The 15,099-nt window shown below is 61.1% G+C and carries 12 protein-coding genes and 1 tRNA gene; 7 read left to right on the top strand and 6 right to left on the bottom strand.

Annotated elements, in window-relative coordinates:
- Positions 1-172: 172 nt before the first annotated feature.
- Positions 173-2,839, top strand: coding sequence for a pyruvate, phosphate dikinase (gene ppdK / locus LJE98_RS00160; protein ID WP_229572717.1), 2,667 nt, complete (start codon positions 173-175; stop codon positions 2,837-2,839).
- A gap of 96 nt (positions 2,840-2,935) precedes the next feature.
- Here the strand turns inward: ppdK and LJE98_RS00155 are convergent, their stop codons facing one another.
- Together LJE98_RS00155 and LJE98_RS00150 are read right to left on the bottom strand one after the other, a co-directional pair.
- On the bottom strand, positions 2,936-3,895 hold the full coding sequence (locus LJE98_RS00155) for an NAD(P)-dependent oxidoreductase (RefSeq protein WP_229572716.1): 960 nt from the start codon (positions 3,893-3,895) through the stop codon (positions 2,936-2,938).
- Positions 3,859-4,440, bottom strand: coding sequence for a carboxymuconolactone decarboxylase family protein (locus tag LJE98_RS00150; protein ID WP_229572715.1), 582 nt, complete (start codon positions 4,438-4,440; stop codon positions 3,859-3,861). Before LJE98_RS00150 ends, LJE98_RS00155 begins: the two co-directional genes overlap by 37 nt.
- A gap of 113 nt (positions 4,441-4,553) precedes the next feature.
- On the opposite strand from LJE98_RS00150, the gene LJE98_RS00145 reads away from it, so the two are divergent.
- From LJE98_RS00145 to LJE98_RS00135, 3 genes are all read left to right on the top strand, one after another.
- On the top strand, positions 4,554-5,465 hold the full coding sequence (locus tag LJE98_RS00145; RefSeq protein WP_229572714.1) for a LysR family transcriptional regulator: 912 nt from the start codon (positions 4,554-4,556) through the stop codon (positions 5,463-5,465).
- A 281-nt stretch (positions 5,466-5,746) separates the two neighbouring features.
- Positions 5,747-6,043, top strand: a complete 297-nt coding sequence (locus LJE98_RS00140; protein ID WP_229572713.1) for a cupin domain-containing protein — start codon at positions 5,747-5,749, stop codon at positions 6,041-6,043.
- Positions 6,040-6,966: an MBL fold metallo-hydrolase gene (locus LJE98_RS00135; protein WP_229572712.1), complete on the top strand. Its 927-nt coding sequence runs from the start codon at positions 6,040-6,042 to the stop codon at positions 6,964-6,966. Before LJE98_RS00140 ends, LJE98_RS00135 begins: the two co-directional genes overlap by 4 nt.
- 63 nt (positions 6,967-7,029) lie before the next feature.
- Here LJE98_RS00135 and LJE98_RS00130 read toward each other — a convergent pair whose 3' ends face one another.
- The 3 genes from LJE98_RS00130 to LJE98_RS00120 form a co-directional block, all read right to left on the bottom strand.
- The gene (locus LJE98_RS00130) at positions 7,030-7,956 is read right to left on the bottom strand and encodes a DUF1499 domain-containing protein (protein ID WP_229572711.1); all 927 of its coding nucleotides are present in this window, start codon (positions 7,954-7,956) and stop codon (positions 7,030-7,032) included.
- An 85-nt stretch (positions 7,957-8,041) separates the two neighbouring features.
- Positions 8,042-9,094, bottom strand: coding sequence for a hypothetical protein (locus LJE98_RS00125; protein WP_229572710.1), 1,053 nt, complete (start codon positions 9,092-9,094; stop codon positions 8,042-8,044).
- 209 nt (positions 9,095-9,303) lie between these two features.
- A complete protein-coding gene (locus LJE98_RS00120; RefSeq protein WP_229572709.1) occupies positions 9,304-9,864 on the bottom strand; it encodes a type 1 glutamine amidotransferase domain-containing protein in 561 nt (186 codons plus the stop codon).
- Between the two features lie 173 nt (positions 9,865-10,037).
- Here LJE98_RS00120 and LJE98_RS00115 point away from each other — a divergent pair.
- The 3 genes from LJE98_RS00115 to LJE98_RS00105 all read left to right on the top strand — a co-directional run bounded on the left by LJE98_RS00115 (position 10,038) and on the right by LJE98_RS00105 (position 13,604).
- A tRNA-Gln gene (locus LJE98_RS00115) sits at positions 10,038-10,112 on the top strand.
- A gap of 287 nt (positions 10,113-10,399) precedes the next feature.
- Positions 10,400-11,281 carry a DUF2971 domain-containing protein gene (locus tag LJE98_RS00110; RefSeq protein WP_229572708.1) on the top strand — a complete coding sequence of 294 codons (882 nt, stop codon included), beginning with the start codon at positions 10,400-10,402 and terminating at the stop codon, positions 11,279-11,281.
- Positions 11,282-12,185: 904 nt separating this feature from the next.
- Positions 12,186-13,604, top strand: coding sequence for a hypothetical protein (locus tag LJE98_RS00105; protein ID WP_229572707.1), 1,419 nt, complete (start codon positions 12,186-12,188; stop codon positions 13,602-13,604).
- 178 nt (positions 13,605-13,782) lie between these two features.
- Here the strand turns inward: LJE98_RS00105 and LJE98_RS00100 are convergent, their stop codons facing one another.
- Positions 13,783-15,030: an SH3 domain-containing protein gene (locus LJE98_RS00100; protein WP_229572706.1), complete on the bottom strand. Its 1,248-nt coding sequence runs from the start codon at positions 15,028-15,030 to the stop codon at positions 13,783-13,785.
- Between the last annotated feature and the right edge of the window lie 69 nt (positions 15,031-15,099).

The raw sequence follows: 15,099 nt of genomic DNA, 5'->3' as shown, positions 1-15,099 counted from the left end.
GCGCCTCGAGCATCCCGGATGCTGACGAAAAGCCACAAGGGTGGTGAGCCTGTTCGGTCCGAACTGCCGCAATTATGATGCATCGCAGCATAATCTTGAGCGGGTGACGTTTCCAATCCGTCACATTTGCTGTAAACGATGGAAAAACAAGCCTGTTCGGGTGGAGAGGGCGATGCGCAAATGGGTTTACACCTTCGGCGGGGGAGTGGCCGAGGGGAGTAGGACCGAGATCGATCAACTGGGAGGCAAGGGAGCCAATCTCGCCGAAATGGCGGCGCTTGGTCTGCCGGTGCCGCCCGGCCTCACGATCGTGTCAGATGCCTGCGGCCTCTACTACAAGAACGAGAAGACCCTGTGTGACGACCTGAAGGTCCAGGTGCTGCAGGGCATATCCGGCATCGAGGCTGCCACAGGCCGCGCCTTCGGGGACACCAGCCATCCGCTGCTGCTCTCGGTACGGTCTGGTTCGCGCACCTCCATGCCCGGCATGATGGACACTGTCCTCAATCTCGGCCTCAACGACCACACCGTCGAAGCGCTCGGCCACCACTCCGGCGATGCCCGCTTCGCCTGGGACAGCTATCGCCGCTTCATCCAGATGTATGGCGATGTCGTCATGGGGCTGGACCATGAGGTCTTCGAGGAGATCCTCGAAGACGAGAAGGCCCGCCTGGGTCATGAACTCGATACGGAAATGTCCGCTGTCGAATGGCAGCATGTCGTCAAGCTGTACAAGGACATGCTGGAGCAGGAACTGGGAGAGCCCTTTCCACAGGACCCGCATGTTCAGCTCTGGGGCGCGATCGGGGCGGTCTTTTCCAGCTGGATGAACCCACGCGCCAAGACCTACCGGTTGCTGCACAACATTCCGGAGGCCTGGGGCACGTCGGTCACGGTCCAGACCATGGTCTTTGGCAATCTCGGCTCGACGTCAGCCACCGGTGTCGCCTTCACCCGCAACCCCTCGACCGGCGCCAGGGAACTCTACGGCGAATTCCTGGTGAATGCGCAAGGCGAAGACGTCGTCGCCGGCATCCGCACGCCGCAATCGATCACCGAGGCCGCCCGTATCGACAGTGGCTCCGACAAGCCCTCGCTCGAAAAGCTGATGCCCGAGGCATTCGCGGAATTCCAGGCGATCTGCGACCGGCTCGAATCGCATTACCGCGACATGCAGGATCTCGAATTCACCATCGAACGTGGCAAGCTCTGGATGCTGCAGGCCCGTGCTGGAAAACGCACCACCAAGGCCGCGATGAAGGTCGCCGTCGACATGGTTTCGGAAGGCCTGATCAGCGAACAGGAAGCGGTGCTGCGCATCGAGCCGTCCTCGCTCGACCAGCTTTTGCACCCGACCATCGACCCGCGTGTCGAACGCCATGTCATCGGCTCCGGCCTGCCTGCTTCGCCGGGGGCGGCGAGCGGCGCCATCGTCTTTACGGCGGAAGAGGCCGTGGAGGCGGAAAACGAGGGCCGCAAGGTCATCCTGGTCCGCGTCGAAACCAGCCCCGAAGACATTCACGGCATGCATGCGGCCCAGGGAATCCTCACCACCCGTGGCGGCATGACCAGCCATGCGGCGGTCGTCGCCCGCGGCATGGGCATCCCTTGCGTCTCCGGTGCCGGCACCATGCGCGTCGACCTGCGCAACGAAAAGCTGATCGGCCTTGGCGTCACGCTGACCAAAGGCGACATCGTCACCATCGACGGCTCCTCCGGCCAGGTGCTGAAGGGCGAGGTGCCCATGCTCCAGCCGGAACTCTCGGGCGATTTTGCCCAGCTGATGGTCTGGGCCGATGCTGCCCGCCGCATGACCGTGCGCACCAATGCCGACACACCGGGCGACGCCCGCGCCGCCCGTTCCTTCGGTGCCGAAGGCATTGGCCTGTGCCGTACCGAACACATGTTCTTCGAAGGCGAGCGCATTCATGTGATGCGCGAGATGATCCTCGCCGAAGACGAGGCCGGCCGCCGCGCAGCCCTCGACAAGCTTCTCCCCATGCAGCGCTCTGATTTCACCGAGCTCTTCACCATCATGCACGGGCTTCCCGTGACGATCCGCATGCTCGACCCGCCGCTGCACGAATTCCTGCCCAAGTCGGACGAGGAAATCGAGGAAGTGGCGAATGCCATGGGGCTGGAGCCGGGCTTCATGCGCCGCCGCATCGACGCGCTGCACGAGTTCAATCCCATGCTCGGCCATCGCGGCTGCCGGCTTGCCATCTCCTATCCCGAGATCGCCGAAATGCAGGCCCGCGCCATCTTCGAGGCCGCGGTCGCCGCCGCCCGTGAAACCGGCGCCCCGGTCGTGCCCGAGGTCATGGTGCCGCTGGTCGGCCTGCGCTCCGAGCTGGACTATGTGAAGGCCGTCATCGACCGCGTCGCGACCGAAGTCATGGGCGAGGCAAAGCTCGAAATCTCCTATCTCGTCGGCACGATGATCGAGCTGCCCCGTGCCGCCATCCGCGCCCATATCATCGCGGAGGCCGCCGAATTCTTCTCCTTCGGCACCAACGACCTGACACAGACCACATTTGGCATGTCCCGCGACGACGCCGCCCGCTTCATCCCGACCTACCAGCGGAAAGGCATCATCATCCAGGACCCCTTCGTCTCGCTCGATTTCGACGGCGTCGGCGAACTCATCCGGATCGCGGCCGAACGCGGCCGCCGCACCCGCCCCGACATGAAACTCGGCATCTGCGGCGAACACGGCGGCGACCCGACCTCGATCCACTTCTGCGAGGATGTCGGCCTGGATTACGTGTCCTGCTCGCCGTTCCGTGTGCCGATCGCGAGGCTGTCAGCGGCGCAGGCGGCGATCAAGGCGAGGGCGTGAGGGGCGACGGCGGAGAATGGGGCTGGCTACCGACCCCGGCCTTGGAAGCCCTTCAGCAGCGTCAGACGCCATGGCCAAACGGCTGCTGGACCCCGCTCACTTGTAGAGGGCGGCCAATGCCGTGACATTTGCCTGGCCAAGGCTGCGCGCCTGCGCCATTCGACAGGCGGCCAATGCCAATTCTGCGCTCGGAACCGTCGCATGCGAAACGGTGGCCGTCTCGATCATGTAGGCGAGGTCCTTCGCCATGAGGTCAATGGTGAAAAGCGGGTCGATGTCGCCCACTGCCATCATTTTCGCCGCCCCCGCGATTGGCGGAGCAATGATCGGGAACTGGCCAATCAGGTCTGCAGCATGCCTTGCCTCGAAGCCATGGCGCGACAGAACCCCCAACACTTCGGCGAGACTGGCCAACTGCGCGGCAAAGAGCGCGTTGATCGAAAGCTTCAGCACCGCACCACTGCCGTGCGGACCCACATGCATGACCTTGGCGGCCATGCACTCAAGAATGGGTCTGGCGATCTCAAAACAGGCCTGTACGCCGCCGACCATGAAGACCAACTGGCCAGCTTCGGCTTGTGGGCGTGAGCCAGACATGGGCGCGTCGAGAAATCGGGCATCCTTTGCTTCGACCAGGCGGCCCAGTTCGCGCGCCCAGGCGGGCGTGGTGGTGGAACACTCGATGGCTGTCGCGCCTGCTTTCAAGCCATTCAGCGCGCCGATGTCCGGGTCGGTCCAAACCGCACGGGTGGCCGCGTCATCGGTCAGCACCGAAATCACGAAGTCTGCGTGAAGCGCCGCGTCCCCAGGCGTTGCCGCCCCATGCGCACCCTGGTCGCGAAGGGCGGCTGTTTTCGTGCCGTCGCGATTCCAGACGGTGACACTGTGACCTGTGTTGATGAGATGGATGGCCATTCGCGAACCCATGGCACCCAATCCAAGCAGAGCTATATTCGACATATCCGATCCCGCTTCTCGATGAAATTGGAAGCGCGCGTAGGCGCGCTTCCTAGAGGTGTTCAGGCAGCCCGTGTGCGGTTGGAGGGCGAAACCCATGCGAGAGCCGGGTCGGCCATGAAAGCTTCTTTCTCGGTCTTCGTGATGTGGTTGGTGTAGTTGGAAATCGTCTTGGTGGCCGCAATCGTCACAACCTCCAGCACGTTCGCCCTTGTAAACCCCGCTTCAAGGAAGTCGTCGACAGCGCGGTCGCTGACACGACCACGGTCGCGAACCACCGCTTCGGCGAAAAGACGGAGGGCCTGCAGGCGCGCATCGGCGAGTGGCTTGCCATCGCGGAGCGCGGCGATGGCGGTCTCGTCCATCTTCACCATGCGGGAAAGGTAGGTGTGGCCGGCCGTGCAATATTCGCATTCGTGGAAGACGTTGATCGCCTGATATGCGACCTGCACCTCGACAGGGGTCATCGTTGCCTTTGATGCAACCATGCCGAAGAGCGTGTCATAGGCCTCGAGGGCAAGTGCGCTTTCGGCGAGGTTGCCGTGCAGCTTGGGCACGAAGCCCCAGGACTTCTGAACGTCGGCAAGCCTGTCGCGCGAAGCCTCTGGTGCGGTGTCGATGTCATAGGAGGTAAAGGTGGCCATCGCGGGTATCCTTTGAAAGATCGTTTGCGGCAAGTCCGCCCGCTTGGTTTATTGATTGGCGGTTTCCGGATAAACCTATTGGTATTCACGAAATTCATGCGAATTGTGCATCAATGGACATCAAGACCCTTGAACTATTTGTGGCGGTCGCCCGGCGAGGCTCGTTTGCAGCGGTGGCCAGAGAACGTGATGTCGATCCGTCCTCGATCTCGCGGGCAATCAGCGAGCTTGAGGCGGAACTGGGGCTCCGGTTGTTCCAACGCACCACCCGTTCCATGGCGTTGACCGAGGCTGGCGATCTCTATCTTGGCCGTCTCGAACCGTTGATCGAGGAACTCGGTCATGCGCGGGAAGCGGCCAGCCAGATTTCCGGTGCGCCCCACGGCCTCTTGCGGGTTACCGCGTCCGTGACCTTTGGGCAGATGCGCATCCTGCCGCTGCTGCCTGCTTTTCGGGCGCGCTTTCCCGATATCAGCATCGAATTCCTATTCACCGATGAGAATGTAAATCTCGTCAGCGAGCGCATGGATGTCGCGATACGCCTTGGACCTGTCGTGGAGGGGGATCTGATCGCGGCCAAGCTGATGGACACATATTATCGCGTCGTCGCGAGCCCGACCTATCTGGGCGCGCATCCGCCTTTGAAGGTGCCAACTGACTTGCAGCAACACCGAGCACTGCTGTTCACTCTCCGGGCCTACCGCACGACCTGGTTGTTCCGGGATGAGGAGGGGCGAGACGAAAGCGTGCCGATCGCCGGCGACATCACGCTTTCACCGGCCGGCTCGCTGCTTGCCGCCGCCCTCCTGGGATTGGGCCCGGCATTGCTGCCACACTGGCTTGTCGACGACGCGATTGCGATGGGCCAACTCGTTGACGTCTTCCCCCGGCACAGGGTGACCGCCACCACATTTGAAACGGCGGCTTGGCTGGTCTATCCCAGCAGGGCCTATTTGCCGAGCAAGGTCAGGGTCTTTGCGGACTTTTTGAAGGAGAACCTGCCGAACGGACACCGCAAGCGCTGAGACGGACGTCCATCTCGCGGCGTCAGCTCGAGGGCTGGGGACGCCTTTGCCGCCGGGTCAAGCAGGCGCCACAGACGGGCAGGGGCGAGCGGCAGCGCCGTCCCCTGGCGCCTGTCAGCATCACCCCGCAATCAGCGCCTGCCGGAAAGCGCAAGGGCAACGATCGCATCCTTGCCTTCGCATTTCCGTTGTTGTCGTGTGACGGGGCGAAAGCTAGGGTCGCAATGCCGGCGCGGTGCCCGTCTGCGGCCGCACTCCTGCAAACCACCCGGAGATCCAAGATGCCCGGCTATTCCGCCCGCCCGCCCGCCATCCCGACAAGCGTTCTCGACGATGCCGTCACCCGCATCATCCGGTGGGATTTCGAGCCGGGTGCTGCGACCGGCCATCACACTCATGGCCTGGGCTATGTCGTCGTGCCGCTGACCGATTGCCATTTCCTGATCGAGGATGCCTCCGGTGAGCGCCGCGTCACAGCCAGAGCCGGCGAGGCCTATCGCCGCGATGCCGGCGTCGAACACAATGTGATCAATGGCGGCGACCAGCCGATGAGTTTCATCGAGATCGAGTACAAATGAGCGAGACAGACGAGCAGGCGGTGCCGCAGTTCGTGACCGAGTTCGAGGCGCTGCACGGGATGGCAGTGCCGGTGGCCGAGGGCGTTCAGCGCGTCACCGCACCCAATGCGAGCCCGTTTACCTTTCACGGCACCAACACCTATATCGTTGGCCGCAATTCTGTCTGCGTCATTGATCCCGGCCCGGACAATGACGCGCATTTCGAAGCCCTGATGGCAGCGCTTGAAGGTCGCGAAGTGACCCACATCGCCGTCAGCCACACCCATCGCGATCATTCCCCGCTGGCCCGCCGCCTCAAGCAAAAGACCGGTGCCGTAATCGTGGCCGAAGGCCCGCATCGTCCCTCGCGGCCGCTGTTCGAAGGCGAACAGAACCCCTTTGCCGAAAGCGCCGACACCGATTTCGTCCCCGACATCGCACTCGCCGACGGGCAGACGGTCGATGGCAATGGCTGGCGCCTGACCGCGGTCCACACGCCCGGCCATACGGCCAACCACGCAGCCTTTGCCCTCGAAGAGACCGGCATTCTCTTTTCCGCCGACCATGTCATGGCCTGGGCCACCTCGATTGTCGCCCCGCCCGATGGCGCGATGAGCGACTACATGGCCTCGCTCGACCGGCTGCTGGAGCGCGATGATCGCCTCTATCTGCCCGGCCATGGCGGAGCGGTCACCGCCCCCCAGTCTTTCGTCCGGGCACTCCGCACCCACAGGCGCATGCGCGAACGCGCGGTACTGGAGCGCATCATCAAGGGAGACCGGCGCATCGCCGACATGGTGAGCGTCATCTATGCCTCGACGGATCCCCGCCTGCATGGGGCAGCAGCCTTGTCCGTGCTCGCCCATCTGGAGGATCTCGTGGAGAAGGGGCTGATCGTAACGGATGGTCCGCCGAAGCTTTCAGGGGAGTATCGCCCGGGCTGAGGGAAATAGGCCCAAGGCCAGTCCTCTGCACGCGGCCAAAAGGGAACGGGCACCAGAGGTCCCTCAGTTCCCGGCAATGCCCAGAAGCTCTGCATCCAGCGCATGCAGGAAATCCTCGGCGATGCGGTCGCTGATGCCGAGATCGTGCTGGCCGTAACGGGCGGCCACGCGCATGTCGACCAGCGTCATCTCGGCCTCTTCACGCAGCCGCACCACCGCATCGAAGGGAAGGCCGAAGACCAGCGTACGGGTCGAAAACTGAAGTCGTGCCGTACCTTCCGGTTCGCCGTCGTCGAACGGCACCAATAGGCTGGGCTCTGGCCGGGCGGTGGGCAGCGGACCGCTTTCCGGCAAAGCCTCTTCGGAGGAACCGGGCGTGTCTCCCTCGATCCCCGTCCCCGTCGTCGGCCGAAGCTCCAGCGCCGGCAGGCCGTATTCCTCCCCGCGGCTCGCCGTCACCACCAGCCGGTTCGCCGCCGCCACCTTGCGCACCGCGTCGTAAACGCGGTCGATCGCCCCTTCATAGCGGCGACCATTGAGCCCGGGATAGGCGGCGAGCTGCGCTGCATCGGCATTCTCGGGCAGGGCGGGGCGCGGCAGAAGATGCTGCTCCGCCGCCGGCACGGAGACCCAGGCAGGTCGGTCCAGAAGATCGGTCGCCACCTCGGTGAGCTGCGGCTTGGTGACGTAGAGATAATAGCCGTAACCCGGCAGCGCGAGCGGCAGGGCAGCATAGATCAACGCCCAGACGGCAGCGACCCCACCCAGGGCCCCGATCTGCCAAAGCCGCGCCAGCCCCAGAAGCGCCAGCGGCACCGAAAGCGCCGCCGGCAGGGCACATGCCAGCACCAGCAGGACGAAATCTGGCGTCGCGAGTGGCCCGAAGCGATGGGCCAGCACCACGACCACCAGCATGCCCAGCGAAAACAGCGCCATGCGCCGCGCGAGAAAGGCGGACCGGGACACCGGACGGTCATAGCGGACATGCATGCGGATCTACCGGAATCAGGAGGCGTTTCGTCCACGGTTGTAACGGCTCATGCGCAGGGCGTCGATAAGCAAAGCTTTGCGATTGTCAGGGTGCACGGTTGCGCCCGCCTCCAAGAAGCGGATTGTCATCCATGTCCGGCACCGGTTCGCCGCCGTCTGGCGGTGCGCCGTCGAAACCAGCGGGCAGGTCCATCAGCCCTTCCTCGATCGCCGGATCGAGCGGCAACAGTGCGGGGACGTCGAGGGTGATGCCGTCCTCCGGCAGGTTCGGGTCGGGAAGCGGCGGCGCATCGGGGCTGAACGGCACATAGAGCGAGACGGTGACGATGACGGCGATCACCATCAGCCAGGAGCCGATGATGCGGGCCGGAATGGTGAGCCAGGCGCCGCGGAACGGCCGCAGCATCAGGCCGGGAACCATGAGGATCCAGAGCGCGCCAAGCACGGCGGATGAGGCGAATTCCTTGATGCCGATGCCGAAGTCGTCGAGCCCGATGAAGAGCGACAGCGAAAAGCCGACGACGGCACCGGCCAAAGGCGCCGCAAAGCGGCGCATGCCGGCCGGAAGCCAGAGCGTCAGGCCGGACAACATCACGGCAACAGGCGCGATCAGGAAAAGCTCGTGGCCGAGCGGGCTTTGCAGGATCGTATGGAAGATCGGATCGAAGAAGAGAAGCATGGGTGTGACGGCGCCGACGAAGGCGAGCGCAATCGACAGCACCTCGCTCCGACGCCCGGCCATGCCGATGGCGACGGACAGTCCGAGCATGGCGAGCACGAGGTCGTAGATCGACAGCGTGAAGAGATAGCCAAGCTCGAAGAAGGCGAATTCGTGCGGAATGACGAGCGACGCCGCGACGGTCGCCACGCCAAGAAGAAAGAAGAGAAACGCCACCTTGAAGGCTCGTGTCCGAACACCGGCTCGAAAGAGCTCACCCGGGCCCGGGACCTTCCCGTTCATGGCGGCAAGGGCAGGCGAAGCCTCCGCCGAAAGAGCGGGAGAGCTGGACGCCGGATTGCCGGGCCCGGATTTCGCAGGACGTCCCTTGCCGGCTGTGTTGCGCCCCGTCTTCCTGTGTGGCTGCTTCTGCTTCTTCATGTCCGTGACCTGACCTTGCGCTGCAAGACGCGTGATCATGCCTATTCCACAGCGCGCCGCGTTTGTCACCGCAGCCCTGCTCGCTCACCTGCGAGGGAACCACTCACCGGCCGGCGCCTTTGCCACGCTACTTGCATTCCCTTGTAACGTGTTGATCGTGGACAGGCCTTCGCAGGACGCAGACAGGAACATGCCCGGCGGTCACCCGCCGGGCATGTTCAGATTGATTTCAGATGCGAGCCGATCGATCAGGCCGCGCGACGCTCGTGCCGGCCTTCCTCGACCTCTTCGACGATCTTCGCCACGAAGGCATCGAGATCACCGGGATTGCGCGAGGTGATGATACCCTGGTCGGTGACGACAGCCTCGTCGCGCCAGGCGGCGCCCGCATTGATCATGTCGGTCTTGATGGAAACGAAAGAGGTCGCCTTGCGGCCCTTGATGGCGCCGGCTTCGATCAGGAGCCACGGACCGTGACAGACCGCGGCGATCGTCTTGCCGGAATGCAGGAAGGTCTTGACCAGGTCGACCGCCTTGCGCTCCTTGCGCAGAAGGTCGGGATTGATCTGACCGCCGGGAATGACCAGCGCATCGAAATCGTCGATATCAACGTCTTCGAGCGTCAGATCCACATCGACGGTATCGCCCCAGTTCTTCTCGTCCCAGCTCTTGATCGGGGCCTTTTCGAGCGAGGCGATCTTCACCGTGGCGCCCTTGGCCGTCAGCTGTTCCAGGGGCACGCGCAGCTCGGAACGCTCGTAGCCATGGGTGGCGAGAATGAGGATGCGGGCGGAAGTGATGGAAGGCATGCGGATGTCCTTTCGTGTCTCGTTGCCTTGGGGATGTGAAGGAAACGGAGACGCGTCCGCATCGTTCCGTCAAAAACTTTTCAGCTCCCCCGACAACAGGTGTTGCCGCCCCGCCTGCGCTTTGCTAATCAGGCGGCGATTTGCGGCGCAGCCTTTTGCTTCCCGCATTCTGTTGGGGCGTCGCCAAGCGGTAAGGCACCGGTTTTTGGTACCGGCATTCCCAGGTTCGAATCCTGGCGCCCCAGCCACAGTTCATTCGTGAATTCTGATGCTTTGAATTGTTGTTTTTTTACAGACGCTTATCCGTGCTCTCTGAGGGGAGGGCTTGCTTAATGCCCCCATCTCTGCCCCCACCTTTCTGCCCCTCCACTTCCTTTGGCTACCCCATTTGCTGATTCTAGCCGAGGTAAGCCGATGGCTTGTTTTTCGTGGAAACGTCAGATTTGGTGTTGGTGGCGGCTCGTCGCCCGCAATAGCTGCGGTATAACTGAAGTTATAGCGTAAGCCTTAATCGGGCGGGGGCATCGTCTACAAAATGGCATTTCTGGAATTTCGCCCAACCACACCGCTTTATCATTACTGTGGTTCTGGCGGTTTCGAGGGAATAACCGATCGCGGCGAGATCTGGCTCAGCGACCTCCAGCACGCCAACGATCCGAAAGAGCTTCAGCTAGCCGAGATAGCTGATCGGGCCTTGGCGGAATTAATCGAGAACGAATCCAACAGACCCGAATGGCGTGTTGCCTACGAGCAGATCTCAGCCGCATTACAACGGCTTCGGCCTCGTTTTGGCATGTATTCCTTCAGTCTTTCATTGCAAGGCGACAGGCTACCAATGTGGCAGGAGTACACAGACCGTGGACGCGGATACTGCATCTCTTTCAGGCCGACTGCTTTCAACCGTATGACCCTAAGGGTGCAGAAGGTCACCTACGAAGATCCTGATCGTTTCAACTCGATTCATGACGAGATTAAATCGATTGCGGCGCCGTTGGTGGGGCATCCTGACGATTTTCTGAAACAGGTCGACCCTGTAACAAATCTGTTGTGTAGAATAACGGCGGTGAAGGAGGATAGCTGGCGGCATGAGAACGAGGTGCGGCTGATCTTTGCTAGCATGGCGAAGCCGAGCGACTTCGAAGGAGGGCCAAGCTTCCCTGTCGGAATGTTTGGTGATGGGACGTTCTTATATCCAGCCGACCCCCTCTTGAGGGAGCGGGACGGAGTGCAGGTTCCCTACTTCTCTAAACCTTTCGGGCGACGGCGTGGCGGGGTCTGGGATGCATCGCGGGCCATCCAATCGGTGATTATCGGTCCGAACAACCCGCGTACCGTTGATGAAGTCGCCTCGGCTATGCTGATTAAGGGATACCAGGGTTTCGATGTTGTGAAGTCTCGTTGCGCATTCCGCCCCTAATTTACTTCGGCTCAATTTCTGCGCTGCCCATACTCTAGAAGTCGTTTGATGAACTCTCATTTGCATCTTACTAAATGTTCTGTTCCTGGCTGCGGTGCGTCTGTCGCTGAGTTGAGAGGAGAAGCTCTCGGTCGTCTCTGTCGTTCGCATCTAGAGAGGGTTCGGCGGCATGGCTGCGCATGGCTCGGCACCTATAAGGCATCCGATCTAAATGCCCACAGGCGTGCAGCGTGGGACTGGTTGTCCGAGAACGAAGGGTCGCTCGGCGCCCGTTTGACTACTGGCTTTGTCAGCGGATTGATCGCACGAGGTACCCAACAGCCGATCCGGCAAGTCGTCCGTCAGAATGCTGAGGTGAAGGCTGCGGCGATTTGGGGTCGTTTTGCGGAGTTGAACACCGATCCGAAGATCATTGCCGCAGCAATCCTAGCGGTCTGGCTCCGAGTTGCCCACGACCACTCAGCAGGGCGCGCACCCAGCGGAGCAGAGTATCGAGACGTTCAAACGGCCAAGCTGCTGATTCGACTGGCGGGGGGATCGGTACGACGCTGGCCACCTCGTAGAGAAGGAGGACAGCCAATCGTGCTCAGATCGTTTGTGAGCAGCGAGGGGCGCGTCTTGAGGGTTCTAGGGCAGAGCGCTGCGGAGGCAGCTCAGTCGCTGTCTGAGAGCGAATGGGGCGCGCTGAGAGGGCATGTGGCGGCCTTCATCTCGGCGCACTCCGGAAAACCCGTGGCTCCATATCCTCAAAGCGTCCGTGTGAAGCAAAAGCCCCGCCTAGCAGAGGACGTCAAACCGCCTCAGGTTGCTGCGCCGCTGCCGCTATTCGCATCTGACCCGGATGGAGGGGCGCCGCGCCGCTACGTCCTCAATGATGATGGCAGTCTATCAAGGTTGAAGTGAAATGCCCCCATCTAGCAAAGCTCACCTTCTCGTTCGTCAACCGCCCGCTGAGACCTATCCTGATCTAGAGCTTCTGGATGAGTGGCTGGTTCCTAAATCGGGCAGCGGACTGGACACGTTTGCCAGCGAGATGCTTGCGAATATTGAACAGGTAGAGATCCGCAAGCGGACACGTAGGCCCATGGATCAGCGAAACTTTGACCGGTTGGTTCGCTGCGTCGTCGCTAACCTAGTGAAGGCGACTATCGATCCACCAAGAGCAGGTGGATGGCTTGCAGTGGCGTATCATAACGGGCGGACAGAGGCGTCAGTCTACGAGTGCAAGGCCTTCGGTAAGCCCTGGAACGCGTTGGCGAGCCTGTTGGAAGAGATCGGTCTGATCGACCGGCAAGATGGCCTAATTCCAACTAATGGCCATCGCGGCCAAGCACCGAGCATTCGCCCCACCGCCAAGTTTGCAGCGCTAGTAGAATACCTTCCGCCGGATGAGATTGCATACGAGCGGGCCACCGACGAGCCCCTGCTTGTGGTAAGCGAAACCGAGTGGACAAGCGGCGCCTTCAAGGGCACTCGCGCAAAGGTCCGGCAGTGGCGTGAGTTTCGACCAACGGACGAGGCAGCCGCATTGAGCCAGCAAGTAGCGGCAATCAATGCTCACCTTCAGACTGCGAAAATCACGCTAGAAAAGGCGCCCGACCAGACGACCATTGCAACGGGACACGAGAGCACCTCTGTCCGAAGATACTTCTTCGTCTCAGCCGCACTGAAGGACAAAGACCAAAGCCTTTGGTTCAAGAGCGGCGGGCGTCTTTTCGGCGGTTTCTGGCAGAACATGAGGAAGTCCGACCGAGCTGGCATTAGGATTGACGGCCAGCGCCTTGCCGAGATCGACTTCAGTTCGATGAACGCTCATATTGCATACCGTCTCGCTCAGTCGCGACCTCCTTCTGGTGATCTTTATGCAATCCCCGGACTGGAAGGGTACCGGGCCGACGTGAAGATGCTGTTCAACGCATTGCTCTCAAAGCCGCAAGGTCAGTCAACCGTCAGGTGGCCTCAATCGATCCACGATGCCGCTGCGAAGCTTAGCTTAGACGACGCGGAAGGAGCACATCGAGTGGCCGGATCAATAGTCAGGTCCAGAATCAAGCCGAAAGATGCGGTCCGGCTTATCGAAGAGTATCACACAGGCATCGCTCACCTGTTCAAGGCTGGTCGGATCGGAGAGATACAGTATCTGGAAAGCGAGACGCTAATCACGGCGCTTGAGATGCTGCGAGTTGACGGGGTTGTCGCCCTCCCGATCCACGACGCTATTCTCATCCCTGCCAGCTCGTTAGAAGTCGGCAAGAGGGCCATGGACAATGCGGCTTTGAAGGTATTAGGCATTAGTATCCCTACCTCTCATGGTCTTCTGTAAGGGCCTATAGTCTCCTGAGGATGGCCTATAGCAGGGGCCTAGGGAGAGGGGAGAGAGAGGGAGAGAGAGGAGCACTTATGGGACCCGTAAGAATAGTATGACCATGGATGCCCGCCCCGTATGTGCAGCGGAGAAAGAACACTCAGACCAAGAGCGGAAAGCTCCCTTGATCTGTCGCTCACCTCTTACAGCAGACCTCATTCACGTAGGTGTTGCCAACGGTAACGAACGCGTCGTCCGGTACGAGCGATCGCTCTTTGAGCCCCTTAAGCAGTTTGGTGGCCTTCTCAACAGGCAAAGTGTCTTCAAGGGCAATCGCATACCATTTGTTTGCCGCGAGAAACGCCACTAGCGGTAGCTGCGAGCTTTTCACGTAGCTCTGCGCTTCCTCGAAGTTGTCAAAGCTCTTCACTTGAATGAAGCGATCCCCGAAAGGCTTCTGAAGGAACTGGTCGACCCGCACCCAGTTGTGGTGAAGGTAGCCTGTCCGGCCCTTAACGTTCACACGGTACCAGCGCTCACCCACACCCACGATCTCGACGGGCTCACCATTGTTGAGCGCCACTAACTTTGCCGCAGATTGATCCTCGGCAGCTCGTAGGAATTCTCTACCTTTGGGTACCCTGAGCACTCCGCTTGTCGCCTGAGGGATTGTAAAACGAGTATCATCCGCTGCTAAACGGTTGTCTGGAAGCGCTGCACCTGCCGTCGGCGGCGGATTTGGCGCGCTCGGAGCTCGGGGCTCGACCGACATAGACGTTTGGGGAGCGCTTAGCTCAGTCGTAATGACCCTGTACTGCGCCATCTCGCTTTTCGACAGATATCTCATGTCGTCTCGCTCGTATCGCAATGACAGCTGCAAAAGTCCGGGGTCAATCCCCATCTCGGTTAGGTAAGCGATGGTTTCGGCGGTCTGTTGTTGAATGTACGAGACGGCGTCATCGACCGAGATGCCGGATACGTCGGAGAAAGACGACTTGTGCACGCCTATCGAACCGGTCTCAGCGACCCGTGAGACGCCTCCCATGAAAGCTAGAGCACATGCCGAGACACATTCCAGAGAGCGGGGCTGTAGTGTGGAAAGGCCGAGCGACCGGATCAGCCGTCCAAGCTCGATAGCCTTTGACGGGTTCCCGCCCGGTGAATTGAAAACGACCGTTACGCCTCGGCCGCCCGCCCGTTGAACCGCCTGAATGAATGGCGTCAAATCAGCAGCAGCTTCAAAAACACCAGAGACCAACACAAAAGAATTCGATGCGTCTATCTGCTCCACTGAAATTGAAAGGGCCCAACTAGGGTTAGCAACCGAAAATGCGCCAAGAAGTGCAAACATAAACCGGATAGACTTCAAGCGAAACTCCCACTCTAATGCGCAGTATATTGAAGCCCACATGACCGGGTTGAACACGCTGCGGCGCCCTTCCATCGGTTCGGTTCTCCTTCAGACTTGAGACTTGCTCAAGCGTTCAAAATGCACTGTCTTCTGAAGCGTAAA

The organism is Rhizobium sp. 'Codium 1' (genome assembly GCF_020889605.1).
Classification (GTDB): domain Bacteria; phylum Pseudomonadota; class Alphaproteobacteria; order Rhizobiales; family Rhizobiaceae; genus Allorhizobium; species Allorhizobium algae.
Note: the sequence above shows the minus strand (reverse complement) of the source record. Positions and strands in the feature narration are given on the sequence as shown.